The organism is Nocardia sp. NPDC057668, assembly GCF_042799795.1.
GTDB lineage: Bacteria > Actinomycetota > Actinomycetes > Mycobacteriales > Mycobacteriaceae > Nocardia.
On sequence record NZ_JBHVIC010000005.1, the window covers coordinates 167,938 to 184,144 of the forward strand.

17 protein-coding genes are annotated in these 16,207 nt (G+C 68.8%); 3 read left to right on the plus strand and 14 right to left on the minus strand.

Translation table 11 applies throughout. The features are described 5' to 3' along the window. Position 1 precedes the first annotated feature (1 nt). Positions 2–940 carry an oxygenase MpaB family protein gene (locus ACFVBH_RS28380; protein WP_379006135.1) on the minus strand — a complete coding sequence of 313 codons (939 nt, stop codon included), beginning with the start codon at positions 938–940 and terminating at the stop codon, positions 2–4. Positions 941–1,056: 116 nt separating this feature from the next. Between ACFVBH_RS28380 and ACFVBH_RS28385 the strand changes: the two genes are divergently transcribed. After that, positions 1,057–1,698 carry a TetR/AcrR family transcriptional regulator gene (locus tag ACFVBH_RS28385; RefSeq protein ID WP_379006138.1) on the plus strand — a complete coding sequence of 214 codons (642 nt, stop codon included), beginning with the start codon at positions 1,057–1,059 and terminating at the stop codon, positions 1,696–1,698. Between the two features lie 187 nt (positions 1,699–1,885). Here the strand turns inward: ACFVBH_RS28385 and ACFVBH_RS28390 are convergent, their stop codons facing one another. From ACFVBH_RS28390 to ACFVBH_RS28400, 3 genes are read right to left on the minus strand one after another with little or no spacing between them, the layout of a single operon-like run. After that, entirely contained in the window at positions 1,886–2,356 is a 471-nt protein-coding gene (locus ACFVBH_RS28390) for a barstar family protein (RefSeq protein ID WP_379006140.1), read from the minus strand. Next, on the minus strand, positions 2,356–2,832 hold the full coding sequence (locus tag ACFVBH_RS28395) for a ribonuclease domain-containing protein (RefSeq protein ID WP_354990354.1): 477 nt from the start codon (positions 2,830–2,832) through the stop codon (positions 2,356–2,358). The genes ACFVBH_RS28390 and ACFVBH_RS28395 overlap by 1 nt, the downstream gene beginning before the upstream one ends. Then, complete coding sequence (locus ACFVBH_RS28400; protein ID WP_354990355.1) at positions 2,829–3,635, minus strand: exodeoxyribonuclease III; 807 nt, start codon at positions 3,633–3,635, stop codon at positions 2,829–2,831. The genes ACFVBH_RS28395 and ACFVBH_RS28400 overlap by 4 nt, the downstream gene beginning before the upstream one ends. A 63-nt stretch (positions 3,636–3,698) precedes the next feature. Between ACFVBH_RS28400 and ACFVBH_RS28405 the strand changes: the two genes are divergently transcribed. Further along, positions 3,699–4,559, plus strand: a complete 861-nt coding sequence (locus tag ACFVBH_RS28405; protein WP_354990356.1) for an alpha/beta hydrolase — start codon at positions 3,699–3,701, stop codon at positions 4,557–4,559. A 95-nt stretch (positions 4,560–4,654) separates the two neighbouring features. Next, the gene (locus ACFVBH_RS28410) at positions 4,655–5,470 is read left to right on the plus strand and encodes an SAM-dependent methyltransferase (protein ID WP_379006143.1); all 816 of its coding nucleotides are present in this window, start codon (positions 4,655–4,657) and stop codon (positions 5,468–5,470) included. Between the two features lie 4 nt (positions 5,471–5,474). Here the strand turns inward: ACFVBH_RS28410 and ACFVBH_RS28415 are convergent, their stop codons facing one another. The 10 genes from ACFVBH_RS28415 to ACFVBH_RS28460 form a co-directional block, all read right to left on the minus strand. Then, the gene (locus ACFVBH_RS28415) at positions 5,475–7,019 is read right to left on the minus strand and encodes a PTS ascorbate transporter subunit IIC (RefSeq protein WP_379006146.1); all 1,545 of its coding nucleotides are present in this window, start codon (positions 7,017–7,019) and stop codon (positions 5,475–5,477) included. 16 nt (positions 7,020–7,035) lie between these two features. Then, positions 7,036–7,827 carry a PTS sugar transporter subunit IIA gene (locus tag ACFVBH_RS28420; RefSeq protein WP_379006149.1) on the minus strand — a complete coding sequence of 264 codons (792 nt, stop codon included), beginning with the start codon at positions 7,825–7,827 and terminating at the stop codon, positions 7,036–7,038. Positions 7,828–8,045: 218 nt separating this feature from the next. Next, complete coding sequence (locus tag ACFVBH_RS28425; RefSeq protein WP_379006152.1) at positions 8,046–8,933, minus strand: alpha/beta fold hydrolase; 888 nt, start codon at positions 8,931–8,933, stop codon at positions 8,046–8,048. 90 nt (positions 8,934–9,023) lie between these two features. Further along, positions 9,024–10,292, minus strand: a complete 1,269-nt coding sequence (locus ACFVBH_RS28430; RefSeq protein WP_354990361.1) for an acyl-CoA dehydrogenase family protein — start codon at positions 10,290–10,292, stop codon at positions 9,024–9,026. Between the two features lie 51 nt (positions 10,293–10,343). Next, a complete protein-coding gene (locus tag ACFVBH_RS28435; protein WP_379006156.1) occupies positions 10,344–11,222 on the minus strand; it encodes an SDR family oxidoreductase in 879 nt (292 codons plus the stop codon). Positions 11,223–11,289: 67 nt separating this feature from the next. Then, positions 11,290–12,153, minus strand: a complete 864-nt coding sequence (locus tag ACFVBH_RS28440; protein ID WP_379006159.1) for a MaoC/PaaZ C-terminal domain-containing protein — start codon at positions 12,151–12,153, stop codon at positions 11,290–11,292. Between the two features lies 1 nt (position 12,154). After that, positions 12,155–12,592, minus strand: coding sequence for an SRPBCC family protein (locus tag ACFVBH_RS28445; protein WP_354990364.1), 438 nt, complete (start codon positions 12,590–12,592; stop codon positions 12,155–12,157). Positions 12,593–12,647: 55 nt separating this feature from the next. Further along, positions 12,648–13,853, minus strand: a complete 1,206-nt coding sequence (locus ACFVBH_RS28450; RefSeq protein ID WP_354990365.1) for a lipid-transfer protein — start codon at positions 13,851–13,853, stop codon at positions 12,648–12,650. Between the two features lie 208 nt (positions 13,854–14,061). Next, positions 14,062–14,706, minus strand: a complete 645-nt coding sequence (locus ACFVBH_RS28455) for a TetR/AcrR family transcriptional regulator (RefSeq protein WP_379006163.1) — start codon at positions 14,704–14,706, stop codon at positions 14,062–14,064. A 53-nt stretch (positions 14,707–14,759) separates the two neighbouring features. Further along, positions 14,760–16,010 (minus strand): MFS transporter, encoded by a 1,251-nt coding sequence (locus ACFVBH_RS28460; RefSeq protein ID WP_379006166.1) that lies wholly within the window; start codon positions 16,008–16,010, stop codon positions 14,760–14,762. Between the last annotated feature and the right edge of the window lie 197 nt (positions 16,011–16,207).

A 16,207-nucleotide genomic window follows, 5' to 3' on the forward strand; every position in this document is an offset into this window, starting at 1 on the left:
GTCAGCTGACCCGGGCGCGTCGGGGCTGCGCGTCAACCCCCGGCATGCTCGGCCGCCCGGAGTTCACCAGCTTCTTTTCGCGACGGGTGGCCAGGCGGTACAGCGGGTAGCTGGGGCCGGTCAGGGTGCCGCGCAGCAGTTTGGGGGCCAGCGGCGGGGACAGGTGGGCGGTGCGGACCGCCTGCGCCAGGCCGCGGCAGGCGATCTCCTCGCGGATACCCCAGGTCAGGCCGTACATCTCCCGGATGCGCGGGGGCAGGCTGCCCTGCACGAGCAGGTTGAATCCGCCCAGGGCCTGCTGCACGGGGACCGGCATCGGGTAGGGCACCTGCTGGCCCATCAGGTATCCGCCGACGACCTTGGCCTCGTCGGTGAGGAAGACCTCGTCCGAGGCCAGGTAGCCGTCGAAGACCCGGCGGAACTCGGGGTAGCTCGCGGGCGCGGCCTCGCGCGGCATCCCGAACAGCTCGCCCCAGCGCACGTAATCCCGGTACAGCCCTTCGCGTTCGGTGACGGTGAGTTTGCGGACGAGCAAATCGTGCATGACCTCGGCGGAGTCGAAGGTGAAGGCCATGGTCATGAACATGAGCCGGGGATCGTGCGCGGAGTACCGCGTGCCGGCGGGATGGTGGCTGCCCGCGTCCTCGGGCAGTCCGCCCTGGACCTTGGCGTGGCGCTTGTGCGTGAACGAGCGCGCCCGGTCGGCCTCCTCCTTCGTGCCCAGCGAGACGGCTTCGAAGAGCCGTCCGGTCAGCGCGAGCCGGGTGTACGGGGTGGTCCGGTGCTGGGTGTTCTCGGCGGTTCCGACGTAGAGCAGCGGGTGCACGGCCCCGATCACCAGCGCCCGCTGCCCGTAGGTGAGCCCCACCGCGCGTTTGCGCATCACGCGCCGAATCATCGAGTCATCGGAGAAATATCCGGAATCCGACCGTGCAGGCATCGTTGCCTCCTGGAGCAAGGTGTGATGCGAACCATCACATCTGGAAACAGAGTCCCCCGGATTCGCCAATCTGGCAAGAGCTACCACCAGAACTGCGTCCGTGCCAGAATCGACCCGTGACCGGGCAACGCACGTACGGCGGCATCTCCGCGGCCGAGCGCCGCAGCCAGCGCCGCGCCGCCCTGCTCGACGCGGCCCTGGATATCCTCGGCACGCAGGGGATCGACAAACTCACCGTCGCGGCCCTGTGCGCGGGCGCGAACCTGAACGAGCGCTACTACTACGAGAATTTCGACGGCCGCGACGCGGTCCTGTCGGCCCTGTTCGACACCATCGCCGAGGAACTGGCGGGCACCCTGATCCTGGCCCTGCACACCGCCCCCGACGATTCCCGCGCCAAGGCCCACGCCGCCATCACCGCCGGCGTCCACGTCCTGACCGACGACCCCCGCAAAGCCCGGGTGGCCCTGCTGGTCAGCTCGGCCACCCCCGAACTCCGCACCCGCACGGTCCACACCGTCCGGGCCTTCGCGAACATCGTCGCCGCCGAGGGCGCCGACTTCTACGCCCTGACGACCCCCGCCCCCGACCCGACGATCACGTTCCGAGCGACCTACCTGGTGGGCGGCCTGATCCAGACCCTGACGGCCTGGCTCCAGGGCGACCTCCCCATGACCCGCGACGAGCTGATCACCGAAACCACCGACATCTTCGTCCTGCTCGGCGAGGACCTGGCCGGCCGCCTACGCGAAAGCTGAACCCCTTCGAGCACAAGCGATTCCGACCTGCCACGAGAACACGCCTGCTGAACCCTCCGCCGAGCATCGCGAGCTCGGCGCGAACGTCGGGTGGCGGACGGATTCGGCAGGGAAGGCTGTTGCGCGCCGAGAGGGCCCCCGGATCGCCGGCGTGGTTCTGTTCGTCCGCGACTCGGCGGGTGCGGGCCTACAGATCGCGGTGGTTCCAGTCGAGGGAAGCGGTACTCAGGTCCGGGACTTCGCCCTGCAGAACCACGCGAAAATGGACTTTGAGCCCGGACCAGTAGGTGGCGCAGTCGGTCATGGCGGAGGCGAACCACTCCAGTTCGCCCGGTTGATCGGCGAGCAGGTCGGCGGCGTCACGGACCAGGAGGACGTAGCCTTCGGCCTCACCCAAGGATTCGGCGAGGTCGCGGAGGCATTCGTCGAACGCGTCCTTGTTCTCGCCGAAGTAGTAGGGGAACTGCAGGGCCGCGGCGAACTCGTCGAAAACGCCTGCGACGGTGCGCATCTTGCCGGCGCGGAGCTCGCGGGAGGCGTAGGTGCGCGGCAGGCGGTAGCGCAGGCCGCTGAAGTCCGGCGCCTTGACGCGCAGCGCGCCCAGGACCGGGTCCGCGGGCCGGGACAGGAACTGCGACAACGAGATCGGGGTGGCCATCAGCGCATCCTCGTGAAGGTGTCGTAGTGGTCGGCGGTGTACCAGGCGGAGCCGTCGCTGCCGGTGACGATGCGCTCGGCGCCCCGATCCTGGCCGCGGCGTTTGGGATTCACGTCCCACTCGCGGTAGGTGATGTTATTGCCGGTGGGCAGCGCGCGGTTGCGATTGAAATACTGCTCTCCGCCGCGGGTTCCGGGCGAGTTCGCCGAGTCCGGCCAGCGGCCGGCGTCGATCTCGATCAGAGTCTGATAGGCCCGGTCCGGGACGCCCGCGACCTTGGCCGGCGCGGAGACGCTCGGCTTCGCGACCCCGCCCGGGTTCGACGGTTTCGGCGCGGCCGTGGACGTCGCCGCGGGCCGCGCGTCCTGGCTCGCGGGCGAGTCCTGTCCCCCGCGCCCGAGCAACACGGCGACCACGACCATGAGGATCGCGCCGCCCAGCAGCAGCCACGCGCGCACCCGCGGCGAGATCGTCACCGGTACTGGACCGTCACGGGCGCGTGGTCGGACCAGCGCTCCGCGTAGGTGGCGGCCTTCTCCACCACGGCCTGCTTCGCGCGCCCGGCGATGTCGCCGCGCGCGAGCTGGTAGTCGATCCGCCAGCCCGCGTCGTTGTCGTAGGCGCGACCGCGGTAGGAGTGCCAGCTGTACGGGCCCGGCACGCCCGGGTGCAGCTCACGGACCACGTCCACGTACCCGGCCGCGAGCATCGCGGACACCCACGCCCGCTCCTGCGGGAGGAAGCCGGAGTTCTTGACGTTGCCCTTCCAGTTCTTGATGTCGAGCTCGGTGTGCGCCACGTTCCAGTCGCCCATGATCACGAAATCGCGGTCGATCCCGGTCATCCGGGCACCGATCTCGTCGAGGAACCGGTACTTCTCGTCCTGCATCGGGGTGTCGGCCTCGCCGGTGTGCACGTAGACGCTCGCCACGGTCAGCTCGTCGAAATCGGCCTCGATGTAGCGCCCGATGCTGGCGAATTCGGTTCCGGGAACCCAGTTTCCGTCCACCATGACCCCGGGCCCGATCCGCACCGCGTCGGGTTGCCTGCGGGACAGGATCCCCACCCCCGCGCGCCCCTTGATCCCCGGTTCGGCGTGGCTCAGATACCACCCGGCATCGAGCGCGGGAGCCAGCACGCTACGCGTTTGCTCCTCGGTCGCCCGGGTCTCCTGTAGGCAGACGATATCGGCCTCGGTGACAGCCAGCCAGGCGAGCAGACCCTTGGGGGCCGCCGCGCGAACTCCATTGACGTTTACCGTGCTGAGGATTTTGGGCACCCTACGACCGTACAATGCCGCTATCCAACCTTCTCCGTGGACATCGAGGTCCAGGAAGGGGTGATGACGATGACGTCAGGCACCGCCAAGCCCGCCACCCCGCTCGCCCCCATGCGCGCACTGCACACCGGTTCCGGTGATCCACTGCTCCTGTTGCACGGCTTCATGATGTCCCCGCACTGCTGGGAGGGTGTCGCCGAGCGCATGGCCGGCCATTGCGAGGTGTTCGCTCCCGCCTTCACCGGCCACTGGGGCGGCCCGGATTTCGAGGGCTGGTACCTCGATGTCAGCGCCCTTGCCGACCGGGTAGAAGACCAATTGGACGAGATGGGCTGGCGCACCTGCCATATCGCGGGCAATTCGCTCGGCGGCTGGGTCGGTTTCGAACTGGCGCGCCGCGGCCGGGCCCGCACGCTCACCGCTATCGCCCCGGCCGGTGGCTGGCAAACCCCGTCCGCGCTGCAGGTGCGGGTCGGCCTGAAATTCCTGTCGCTGGTGCCGGTGGTCGAGGTGGGTAGACGCCTGCCGAACGCCATCGCCTTCAGCGCCCCGGTGCGCTCGGCGGTGGCCCTGCTGCTGAGCAAGAACGGCGCCGCGGCCCCGCGCCGCGCGGTCGAGGCGGCCATCAGCTCGGCCATGAACTGCCGCGCCATGCTCCCGATGATCGCCGGCGCGCTGCGGGCGCCCGATCTCGAGGACATGTCGGATCTGAAAACGCCTGTGCGCCTGCTCATGTGTGAGAACGACCGGATCATTCCGTACCAGACCTATGCTCGCCGTTTCCTGCAGGAGCTGCCCGAATCCGCGGATCGCATCCTGATCCACGACGTCGGCCACGTCCCCATGCTCGAGGCCCCCGATCGTATTGCCACCCTGATCGCCGAGCACGTCTACGCGAGTCGCACCCGTTTGCGCGCCGTCTGAATTCCCCAAGCGCCCCACCGGATCCCGTTCGCTCCTAGGATCGAACGGGCACAGATAGCCAGAGTAGGTCCGGGTCGGACAGGGGTGATTTTCAGATGAGCATTCAACCGAAGGTCGATCAGACGCAGCCGAGTGTCGCGCGCGTCTACGACTACATGCTGGGCGGCAAGGACAATTACGCGGTCGACCGCGAGGTCGGCGATTTCTTCTTCAAGGACCTGCCCGGGTCCGTGTCGATCGTCTACTCCAACCGCCAGGCCCTGGTGCGCGCGGTGGACGAGATGGCCCGCAGCGGAATCGACCAGTTCCTGGACATGGGCAGCGGGCTGCCCACCGCGGACAACGTGCACCAGGTCGCGCAGCGGGTGAATCCGGACGCACGCGTGGTGTACGTCGACAACGATCCGATCGTGCTCGCGCACGGCCGGGCCCTGCTGGCCACACTGGACACCACCGCGGTCATCCAGGCCGACCTGGTGGAGCCCGAAAGCATCCACCACAACGCGGAAGTCGAGCGGCTCATCGATTTCAGCCGCCCGGTCGGGGTCATCTTCAGCGCCATCCTGCATCACCTGAACGATGACGAGAAGCCCGCCGATCTGGTGCGCTACTGGGCCGATCTCGCGCAGCCCGGCAGCCCGTTCTACATCTCGCACTTCCGCACCGGCCGCAATCCCGAGACCAAGGCCGCCGAGGACAAGCTGCAGGCCACCTTCGGCCGCGGCCGCTGGCGCACCGACGAGGAGATCGCGGGCCTGTTCGGCGATCTCGACCTCGTGGCCCCGGGCGTTGTCCCGGCGGCGCTGTGGCATCAGGAGTCGCAGAGCGACGTGACCCGAATCGGCTCCAACGTCCAGGAATTGACGGTGTGGGAAGAACTCATCGGGGCGGCGCTCGCGCGCAAGCCCTAGCGATCTACTCCGGCGGCGGCGGGACGGGAGCACCCCGGGGCGGCGGTATCTTCGCGTACCGCCGCGCTCCCGCCGCCGGTTCGGCAACCGACGCCGGGAGCGTGGACTCCCCGAGTTCGGCGTCCCGCGCCGCACCCGGATCCCAGCCCGCCGCAACCACTTTCACCTGCACCACGATCGCGGCGAGCAGGATCACCGCGCCGATCGCCAGCGCCGCGACCACCGCGCCCCAGCCGCCGAGTTCCGCCGCGGCCCCGATCGCCGTGCCGAACCAGCCGTAGTCGGCGTCGCCGAAGGTGGTGTTCTCCTCGCCGAACGGCCCGAGTACCTGCAGCAGCAGCGCGGGCAGGAACGTGATGAGCACCCCGTTGACGAACGCGCCCGCGATCGCGCCGCGCCGCCCGCCGGTGGCGTTGCCGTAGACGCCCGCCGCGCCGCCGGTGAAGAAGTGCGGCACCAGCCCGGGCAGCACCAGGGTCAATCCGAACAGCGGATTGAAGATCCAGGTCAGCAGTCCCAGGCTGACCAGGCCGCCGACGAAGCTGGAGATGAAGCCGAGCAGCACCGCGTTCTGCGCGTACGGGAACACGATGGGCGCGTCCAGCGCGGGCACCGCGCCCGGGACCACGTGCGCCGCGATGCCCTGGAAGGCGGGCACCAGCTCGCCCAGGATCGTGCGCACCCCGAACAGGATGACCGCCACCGCGATGCCGAACTGCAGTCCCTGACTCACCGACTTCATCAGGTAGTTCCCGATGTTCGCCGCCCCGTCCGGGAACGCCCGGTACGCCTCGTCCGGCCCGACCCGCACCAGGAAGATCACCGCCAGCACGAGGTAGAGCAGCACCATGGACAGCGCGGTGGCCACCATCGAATCGCGCAGGAAGCGCAGGCCCTCGGGCAGATTCATCTCCTCGGTGCTGCGACTGCGCCTGCCGACCAACTGCCCGGTGGCGCCCGCCGCGACGTAGCCCGCCGTGCCGAAATGCCTGATGGCCACGTCGTCGCCGCCGGTGACGCGCCGCGTCCAGGGCTGAGCCAGCGCGGGCAGCGCCACCATGACGATGCCGAGCAGGATGCCGCCGGTGAGCACCACCACCGGGGTGGAGAACCCGGCGACCGCCAGCACCATGGTCAGCAGGGTGGCCATGAAGAGCATGTGGTGACCGGTGAGGAAGACGTAGCTCAGCGGGGTGAAGCGGGCCAGCACCAGGCTGATCGCGAAGCCCAGGATCATGAGCCAGGTGACCTGCGCGCCGTATTCGGCCTGCGCGATGGCCACGATCGCCTCGTTGGTGGGAATGACCCCGTGTGCGCCGAGCGCGCCCTGGATCATGATCCCGAGCGGTTTCAGCGACAGCACCACCAGCCCCGCGCCGGCCCCGATGAGCAGGAAGCCCAGGGTGGCCTTGATGGCGCCGCCGACCACCTGCCCGGCGGATTTGCGCAGCGCTATCAGGCCGACCGCGGTGATGATTCCGATGAGATACGCGGGCTGACTGAGGATTTCGTTGACGATGAACTGGGCCACGGCCAGCAGGGCGTTCATGCGATCACTCGCCTTCCTACACGTCGAAGAGTTCGCGGAGTTTGCGTTCCACTTCGGCCGTGCTGGTGAAGTTCTCCACCACCTGCACCGGAATCCCCACGTCGCCCAGGGTTTTGGCGATCTCCCCGGAGGTCAGGACCGCCACCGCCTCGCCCGCCTTGCCCCTGGCCGAAATGGTGTCGGTCGCTTCGACATCCACGTACGACGACCACTTCCAGCGATTGAGCACCTTCTCGAGGGTGCTCTTGAGAAAAAGGCTGGTGCCGACGCCGTTACCGCACACGGTGAGGATCTTGATCGGCCCGGACGGCCGCTGCTCCCCCGAATCCGTTGCCGGAACCAGCTTCTCGGACCCGGCCGCGTCCTCACCGGTGATCAGTGCGCGCAGTTCCCGCGGCGTCGCCACCGCCCGCAGCCGCTGGTCCGCCCCGGGCTCGAGTAGCAGCCGGGCGAGCGCGGCCATGGCGTCGGTGTGCACCTCGGCGTCGGTGGCGGCCAGCGCGACCACCAGATCCACCGGGTCGTTGGGGCTGCCGAACTCCACCGCCTCCCGCAATCGCACCCACGACATCCCCGTGCGCAGCACCGCGGGCGAGGGCCGGGCGTGCGCGAAGGCGAACCCGGGCGCGATGACGATGTACGGCCCGTTCTCCTCCACATTGCCGATCATCTCGGCGGTGTACTCGTCCGCGGCCACGCCGGTGGCGGTCAGCAGGCTGCCGGCAGCGCGAATCGCCGCGCGCCAGTCGGTCACCGGTACATCCAGTTGGATCGCGTCCTCGGGCAGCAGGTCCGACAGCGATGTCATGCCCGAATAGTCGCAGAGATTCCTTTCCAGCTATCGGAGGGCAACCGCACGTGTCCGCCGCCGGTTCGCATCGGCCGTCCGCGACGCCCCACCGCCCCTGCCGACCGACGACCGTCCGAGGCCGGCTCACCGTCGACGCTCACGAGGCGCCGCCACGCGGTGCGGCACTCGGGCATCGAACGCCGGGCAGACCGGACCGCCCCGTCATCGCCGGCGCATCACCCCACGTCGCGGCTCGCGTCACCGAGCCGCCGATCCGCGAAATCGGCCAGCAGATCGGCGATTCCGGCCGGATCGTCCAGCTGCGGGCAGTGCCCCGCACGCGGGAGCACGATGAACTCGCTGCCCGGCAGCAGCCGATGCAACGCCGCACCGGCCCGCACCGGGATGATGCGGTCCCGGCGGCCGTGCACGATGCGGACAGGGCACGGCACCGGATCACCCGAATAACCGCCCACCGATTCCTGCGCGAACCGAATCGCGTTCTCGGCCAGCCAGGCCACCTGCGCCGAGCTGCCGTACTTGTCGCGCCACAGGGCGATCAGCGCCCGGTCGGCCGCGCGCGGGTCGCCCCACAGCGCCATGCGCGCGAACACCGAGATGCCGCCGCGCAGCAGCGGAGCGGGCACCCGCGTCCGGCGCAGCACCCGCGCGGCGGCGGGCGCGACCCGGCCGCGCGCGAACCGGGCCAGCCAATCGTCGGAGAGCAGCGGCTCGTCCAGCGCGCAGACCCCCAGCACCAGCGCCGGATTGCGCTGCGCGGCCCGCAGCGAGATCGCCACCCCGAGTGAATTGCCCACCAGCACCACGGGTCCGGTCGACGCCAGCAGCGCGTCGGCGAAGGAGTCGAGCTGGGGCAGCAGCGGTCCCGGCGCGAAGGGCTCGGTCACGCCGAATCCCGCCATGTCCACCGCCGTCGCGGCCCGCCCGCGCGCGTGCAATCCCGAGAGCACGCCCCGCCAGGTGTCGGCGGAATCGGCGAAGCCGTGCAGCAGCACGAAGCGCGGACCTTCGCCCGGCACCTCCAGCACTCGCGTCCGGAACTCCCCGTACCACTGCGATCGTTCGGTGATCTCGCCGCCGAGGGCGGCCCACGGTGACGTCATTGTCACCCTCTCTTCACGAAATCCATTGCTGTGCTGTCATTCCGGCAACCGGGTCGCGCCGGCGAGCACCTCGCGCGACCCGGTATCGGCTCACTTCCCGAGCAGCCCCTTGGCGACGTGCGTCACCTGGATCTCGTTGCTGCCCGCGTAGATCATGAGCGACTTGGCATCGCGGGCCAGCTGTTCGACGTGGTACTCCGCCATGTAGCCGTTGCCGCCGAACAGCTGCACCGCCTCCATGGCGACCTCGGTGGCGATCTCCGAGCTGTACAGCTTCATGGCCGACGCCTCGGCCAGTGACGGCGGCTTACCCGCGCGGCCGCGTTCGAGAATGTTGAAGACCATGTTCTCGACGTTGATGCGCGCGACCTCCATCTTGGCCAGCTTCAACTGCACCAGCTGGAAACGCCCGATCTCCTGCCCCCACAGCGTGCGGGTCCTGGCGTATTCCACCGAGAGCCGGTGACATTCGTTCACGATGCCCAGCGCCATGAACGCGACGCCGATGCGCTCGGCGGTGAAACTCGACCGCGCGCTCTCGCGGCCGTCCCCGCCCTTGTGTTCCTCGGTCTCCCCGAGCAGCCGGTCCTTGGACAGGCGCACGTTGTCGAAGAACAGCTCGCCGGTGGGCGAGGCGTGCAGGCCCATCTTCTGGAACGGCTTGCCCTGGGTGAAGCCCTCCATGCCCTTGTCGAGCACGAAGGTCAGCACCTTGCGATCGCGCTTGTCCGTGCCGTCACCCTCGTCGAGCTTGGCGTAGACGATGACCACATCCGCGAACGGCCCGTTGGTGATGAAGGTCTTCTGCCCGTTGAGGATGTAGTCCTCACCGTCGCGGCGCACATAGGTCTTCATCCCGCCGAAGGCGTCCGAGCCGGAGTCCGGTTCGGTGATCGCCCACGCCGCAACCTTTTTCATGGTCACGATGTCGGCGAGCCAGCGCTCCTTCTGCGCGAGCGTGCCGCGCGAGAGGATGGTGGTCGCCCCGAGCCCGATGCTCACGCCCATCGCGGTCACCAGGCCCATGCACACCCCGGAGAGTTCGCTGATGAGCACCGCCATCATCGATTCCTGACCGGCGAACGGGCCGCCGTCGCCACCGGATTTGCCGTCCTTGCGTTCGGGCAGCGGCTCGCCCGCGGCCAGGGCCGCTTCCCGCTTGCGCTGGCGGGCCAGCAGCTTCTCGATCGCGTCGCCGCCCAGCGCATCGATGCCGAAGTCGCCGAACAACTTTCGAATAATCGGATACGGCGAGATCTCACCGCTGTCGAGGCCCGCCAGCTGCGGGCGGATCTCCTTGTCGATGAAGCCGCGCACCGCGTCGCGGATCATCTCGTCGGTTTCGGACCATTCGAACATCGTTGTTCTCCAGACGGTTTCGCTGTCGGGGTGCGATCGGATCGGTGCGAATCAGGGCAGACGGGCGGCGATGTCGTCGATCAGCCACGGACCGTCGGTCTCGATGGTCTTCACGTCGTGCCAGCCCGCGAGCTCGGAGATGGCCCCGCCCTGCACCGCGAACACCTTGCCGGTGATCGGGCACTTCTCGGTGGCCAGGTAGGCGACCAGCGGTGAGATGTTGGCCGGGCTGAAGGCGTCGAAGGCGCCCTCCTCCAGGTCCGCGGCCTCGGCGGCCATCATCTCGCCCATGCCCGGGGTCGCCAGGGTCAGGCGGGTGCGCGCGATGGGCGCGATGGCGTTGACGCGCACGCCGTAGCGGGCGAGTTCGTCGGCGGCGACCAGGGTCAGCGCGGCGATGCCGGCCTTGGCCGCACCGTAGTTGCCCTGTCCGGCGTTGGGAACGGTCACGCCCGAGGCGGAGGCGGTGTTGATGACCGCGGCGTTGGGCTGGTTGCCCGCCTTGGACTGGTCCTTCCAGTACCCGGCGGCGTGGCGCAGCACCGCGGCGTGCCCCTTGAGGTGCACCGCGACGACCGCGTCCCACTGCGCCTCGTCCATGCCCGCGATGAACGCGTCGCGCAGGATGCCGGCGTTGTTCACCACCGCGTCGAGCCGGCCGAACTCCGAAACCGCTTGATCGATGAGGTTTTTCGCGCCCGCCCAGTCGGCGATGTTGTCGGTGTTCGCGATCGCGCGCCCCCCTGCGGCCACGATCTCGTTCGCGACCTCCTGCGCGGGCCCGACGTCGACGCCCTCACCGGAGTTGCTGCCGCCCAGATCGTTCACCACGATCGAGGCGCCCTCGCGTGCGAACAGCAGCGCGTGCTCACGGCCGATCCCGCGGCCCGCACCGGTGATGACGGCTACCCGTCCTTCGAGCAATCCCATGAAATTCTCCTGTCCAGCAAAAGTTTCCGGCGCGGGAGCGTCACCCCGCGGACGCCCCCGCGCGATGTCAATCGGCGATCTCGGCGCGGCCGTCGCTCAACACGACGTCGTCCCCGCGCAGCGTGCGGAAGGCATAGGTGGTGACCCCGTCGGCGGAGTCGAGCTTCCAGAGCTGGGTCCGCAGGTCGTCGCCGGGGAACACCATCTTCGAGAACCGGACCGCGAATCGCTTCAGGCGCGCCACATCCGAACCCGCGACCTCGTTGAGCACGCCCCAGGACGACATGGCCATCGTGCACAGCCCGTGCGCGATGATGCCGGGCAACCCGGCCTCCTTGGCCACCTCGTCGTCCAGGTGCAGCGGCACCGGATCACCGGACGCCGGCGAATACCGGTACGTCTGGTCGAGATCCACGTGCGCGGCCGCTTCCGCCACCGGCGGCTGCTCGGCCAGCGCGGCATCGAAACGGTGCGCGGGCGCGCCGTCGCCGACCCGGGGACCGGCGTTCACGCCGCGGAAGAACGCGGTGAGGTATTGCTCGTTGACCAGTTCCCCGTCCTCGGCGCGGGTTTCGATGAGGATCGTGATGGTCGAGCCGTTGTCCTTGCCCTCGAAGCCGATGGCCTTGGCGCGCGCGACCAGCGTCTCCCCGGGCCGGATCGGGCGGTGGAAGTGAAAGTCCTGCTCGCCGTGGACAACCCGGCCGAAGATGTCCATCGGCACCACGTCGAGAACCGGCACCATCATGGCGTCGAACACCGGCACGATGGCGAACACGGGCGAGGCGATCTCGCCCTTGCGATGCGCCTCGATCTGATCATTGGTGGCGGCGGCGTAGTCGGCCAGCCGTTCCGCCGTAACCTCGAAACGCTCTTCGTCGGACCAGGTGTTCAGGCCCGAGGCATCGAATTCGATGGGGGTGCCCGACATCTCAGGCCGCCGCGGCCAGCGAGTCGAGGGCGGTGAGGGTCTTGTCGAGCTGGTTCAGCCCGTCCTTCTCCACCGCCTTGCCCAGCGCGCCCTTGATGAGCGCGCCCTCGAAATCGCCGGCGACCGCGAAGTTGCTGCCGTCGCCCGCGGGGGTGATGTCGAAGGTGAACTGCACCTTCACCCCGGCCATGCCGGTTCCGCTGAGCACCAGGCGATTCGGGGCGTCGACGTTCTCGACCTTCCAGACCATCTTGTTGGCCATGCCGAGCATGACGACCTTGGCGGTGAGCACCGCGCCCTCGGACAGCACGGCCGGCGCGTCCTCCATCCAGCGCTCGTGGATGCTGAACCACTTGTCCCAGGTCTGCGGGTCCGAGACCACGGCCCACAGGGCGGCGGGGCTGGCGGTCAGGTCGCGGCTGGCTTCGATGTGTCCCATGTGAAAACTGCTCCTCGTCGAGTAGATCTGTGTCGGTCGGTGTTTCGCGCTGAACTCAGCGGTCCGCGCGCTGGTAGGCGGTGATGACGGCCGCGCCGCCGAGCCCGATGTTGTGCTGCAGGGCGGCGGTGACGTTGTCCACCTGCCGCTTGTCGGCGGTGCCGCGCAGCTGCCAGGTGAGTTCGCTGCACTGCGCCAAACCCGTCGCGCCCAGCGGATGTCCCTTGGAGATCAGGCCGCCCGAGGGATTGACGACCCACTTGCCGCCGTAGGTGGTGGCCCCGGCGTCGATGAGCTTTCCGGCCTCGCCCTCGCCGCACAGGCCCAGCGCCTCGTACAGCAGCAGCTCATTGGCGGAGAAGCAGTCGTGCAGCTCGATGACCTGGAAGTCCTCCGGGCCCAAACCCGCCTCGGCGTAGACCTTCTCGGCCGCCTGGACGTTCATGTCGTAGCCGATGAGGTTCTTGGCGGTGCCGTCGAAGGTGGAGGCGTAGTCGGTGGTCATGGTCTGGCCCACGATCTCCACCGCCTGCGCGGCCAGGCCGTGCCGGTCCACGAAGTCCTCGCTGGCCAGAATGGCCGCGCCGGAACCATCGGAGGTCGGCGAGCACTGCAGCTTGGTGAGCGGGCTGTAGATCATCCGCGCGTTCAGGATGTCGTCCAGCGAGTACTCGTCCTGGAACTGGGCGTACGGGTTGTTCACCGAATGCCGGTGGTTCTTGTGGCCGATCTTGGCGAAGTGCTCGAGCGTGGTGCCGTACTTCTCCATGTGCTCGCGCCCGGCCGCGCCGAACATCCACGGGGCCACCGGGAACAGGACTTCCGAGATCTCCGCGAGGGCCATGACGTGCTTGGCCATCGGCTGTTCGCGATCGTCATAGCTCGAACCCAGCGAACCGGGCTGCATCTTCTCGAAGCCCAGGGCGAGGGTGCAGTCCGCGAGGCCGCCGCGAATCGCCTGGGCGGCAAGGTAGAGCGCGGTCGAACCGGTGGAGCAGTTGTTGTTGACGTTCACCACCGGGATGCCGGTCATGCCGAGCTCGTACACCGCGCGCTGACCGGAGGTCGACTCGCCGTAGACGTAGCCGACGTAGGCCTGTTCGACCTCGCGGTAGTCGATGCCGGCGTCGGCGAGCGCCTTGGTGCCCGACTCGCGCGCCATATCCGGGTAGTCCCAGTTGCTGCCGTCCTCGTTCTTGCGACGGCCCGGCTTCTCGAACTTCGTCATTCCGACGCCGACCACGTACACCTTGTTCGCCATCGAACTCCTCCCATCACACCTGCGTGCTCCGAACAGAAACAAACATACAGAGATGTATGTAAGCACACAAGGGTGTGGTTACGAGCAGGTTCGGAGCCGGGTCATGGGCGCGCGTCAGCGCCGGAATGCGAATACATACATTCCGATATGCATGAGCAAATGAGCAGCGCCCGGGCGATTCGCCCGGGCGCCGGAGAAAAGGCCGAGGTCAGTCGGCGATGACGATCCCCGGCAGCGACGCCGCCGCGATCACGCGCAGATGCGCGCAGGCCCGGCCCCAGCGCCGCAGCGCGCGGGCCGGATCCGGTTCGATGAAGCTGGACACCAGGATTCCGCGCAGCGCGTCCATGGCGGTGTAGAGGAAATCGCGAGCGTCCTTGCGGTGCACCTCATCCGGCACGTACCGAGACAGCGCCATGAGCACCGCGTTGTTCACGAACGGCTCGACCTTGCCCATCTCCCAGGCCAGCACCGGATCGGTGCGCCCGGCCACCCAGAGCTCCATGGCCGCGATGAACAGCGGACCCTGATGCAGCTCCCACAGGAAATCCAGCATGGTGGCAATGGAATCCGCGCCGTCCTTGATGCGGCCGATCTCCAGCATGGCGGCTTCGGTGCGGCGCTGGGCCAGATGGCTGATGGCCGCGACCACCAGGTCGGTCTTGGAACCGAAGTGGTGGACCATGGCCCCGCGGGTCACGCCCGCGCGCTCGGCGACCCGCGGCGTGGTGGTGCCCGTGTACCCGAACTCGACCAGACACTCGATCGTCGCGTCCAGCAGCCGCACCCGCATCTCGCTGCTGCGCTGCTCCTGGGTTCGGCGAGGTTGCTTCGGTGCCGCGGTCGTGGTCATCCCTGGATCGTACACTTACATACAAGAGTGTATGTAAACGGAGACCGAGCTCGTCAGGCGCTGCGGCGAGCGGCCCACAGGGTCACGGTGAACAGCAGCACACCCGCGACGGCCAGCAGCGTACCCACCAGTGCCGGGGCGGTGTAACCGAAGCCCGCCGCGATCACCAGACCGCCCAGCCACGCGCCCGCCGCGTTGGCGATGTTGAGGGCCGCGTGATTGAGCGCGGCCGCCAGGGTCTGCGCGTCGTGCGCGACGTCCATGAGCCGGGTCTGCAGGGCGGGAGCGAGCGCCGCGCCGGACGCGCCCACGAAGAACGCCCCGGCCGCGGCCGTGAACGGATTGTGCGCAGCCGCGATGAAGGCGGCCAGGATGACGACCATGCAGATCAGCCCGCCGAGAATCGCGCGGTCCACGCCGCGATCGGCGAGCACGCCGCCCAGGATGTTGCCCGCGACCATGCCGAGGCCGAAGAGCATGAGCACGATGGGCACCAGGCCCACCCGCATGCCGGCCACATCGGTGAGCGTGGTGGTGATGTAGGTGTAGACCGCGAACATGCCGCCGAAGCCGACCGCGCCGACCAGCAGGGTCAGCAGCACCTGCGGGCGCCGCAGCGCACCCAGCTCGGTCCGCGGGTCGGTAAGGCGAATCCCGTGCAGATGCGGCACGTAACGAGAAATGGCGGCGACAGTGGCCAGACCGATGAAGGCGACGACCACGAAGGCGTCCCGCCAGCCCAGATGCTGACCGAGCCAAGTGGCGCTGGGAACGCCGACAACATTGGCGGCGCTCAAACCCAGCATAACCGCCGCAACCGCCTTGGCCCTCTGGCCCACCGGCGCGAGCGAGGCCGCGGCCAGTGACGCGACGCCGAAATACGCGCCGTGCGGCAGGCCGGACACGAAGCGCGCCGCGGTCAGCGTCGCGAAGCTCGGCGCGAGGACGGTGGCCACGTTTCCCAGGGTGAACGCCACCATGAGCCAGATCAGCAGCTTCTTGCGATCGACCCGCGCGGCCATGGCGGCGATCACCGGCGCACCGACGACCACGCCCAGCGCGTACGCGGAAACCACATGCCCCGCAACCGGTTCAGAGACGTCCATGGCTCCCGCGATATCGGGCAGCAAACCCATCGTGACGAACTCGGTCGTCCCGATCCCGAAACCGCCCAGCGCGAGCGCGAGCATCGCCGCGATCGGCCACCGCCGCTCGCTCTCCGGTGCGGGGGCCACCGCCGTCTCGGGCGCAGCGGCCACCGCCGTCTCGACCGCCACATCCCCGCCGGGCACAGAGTTAGCCATGAACGTGCGCAACACCCCGGCGCATCTCCCCCATCCCGCTTTCGGCGTGAGCCCACTCACCCGCGGCGATCAGGCACATGAACGCCCGGCCGGCGCGACGCGATCGGGTACCGCGTGGCCCGGACGACAGCACCGGGAGTCTCGGGACGACAGTCACCGGCCGCGGCACGACGGGCACGGCCCGGTACCACGGCGGG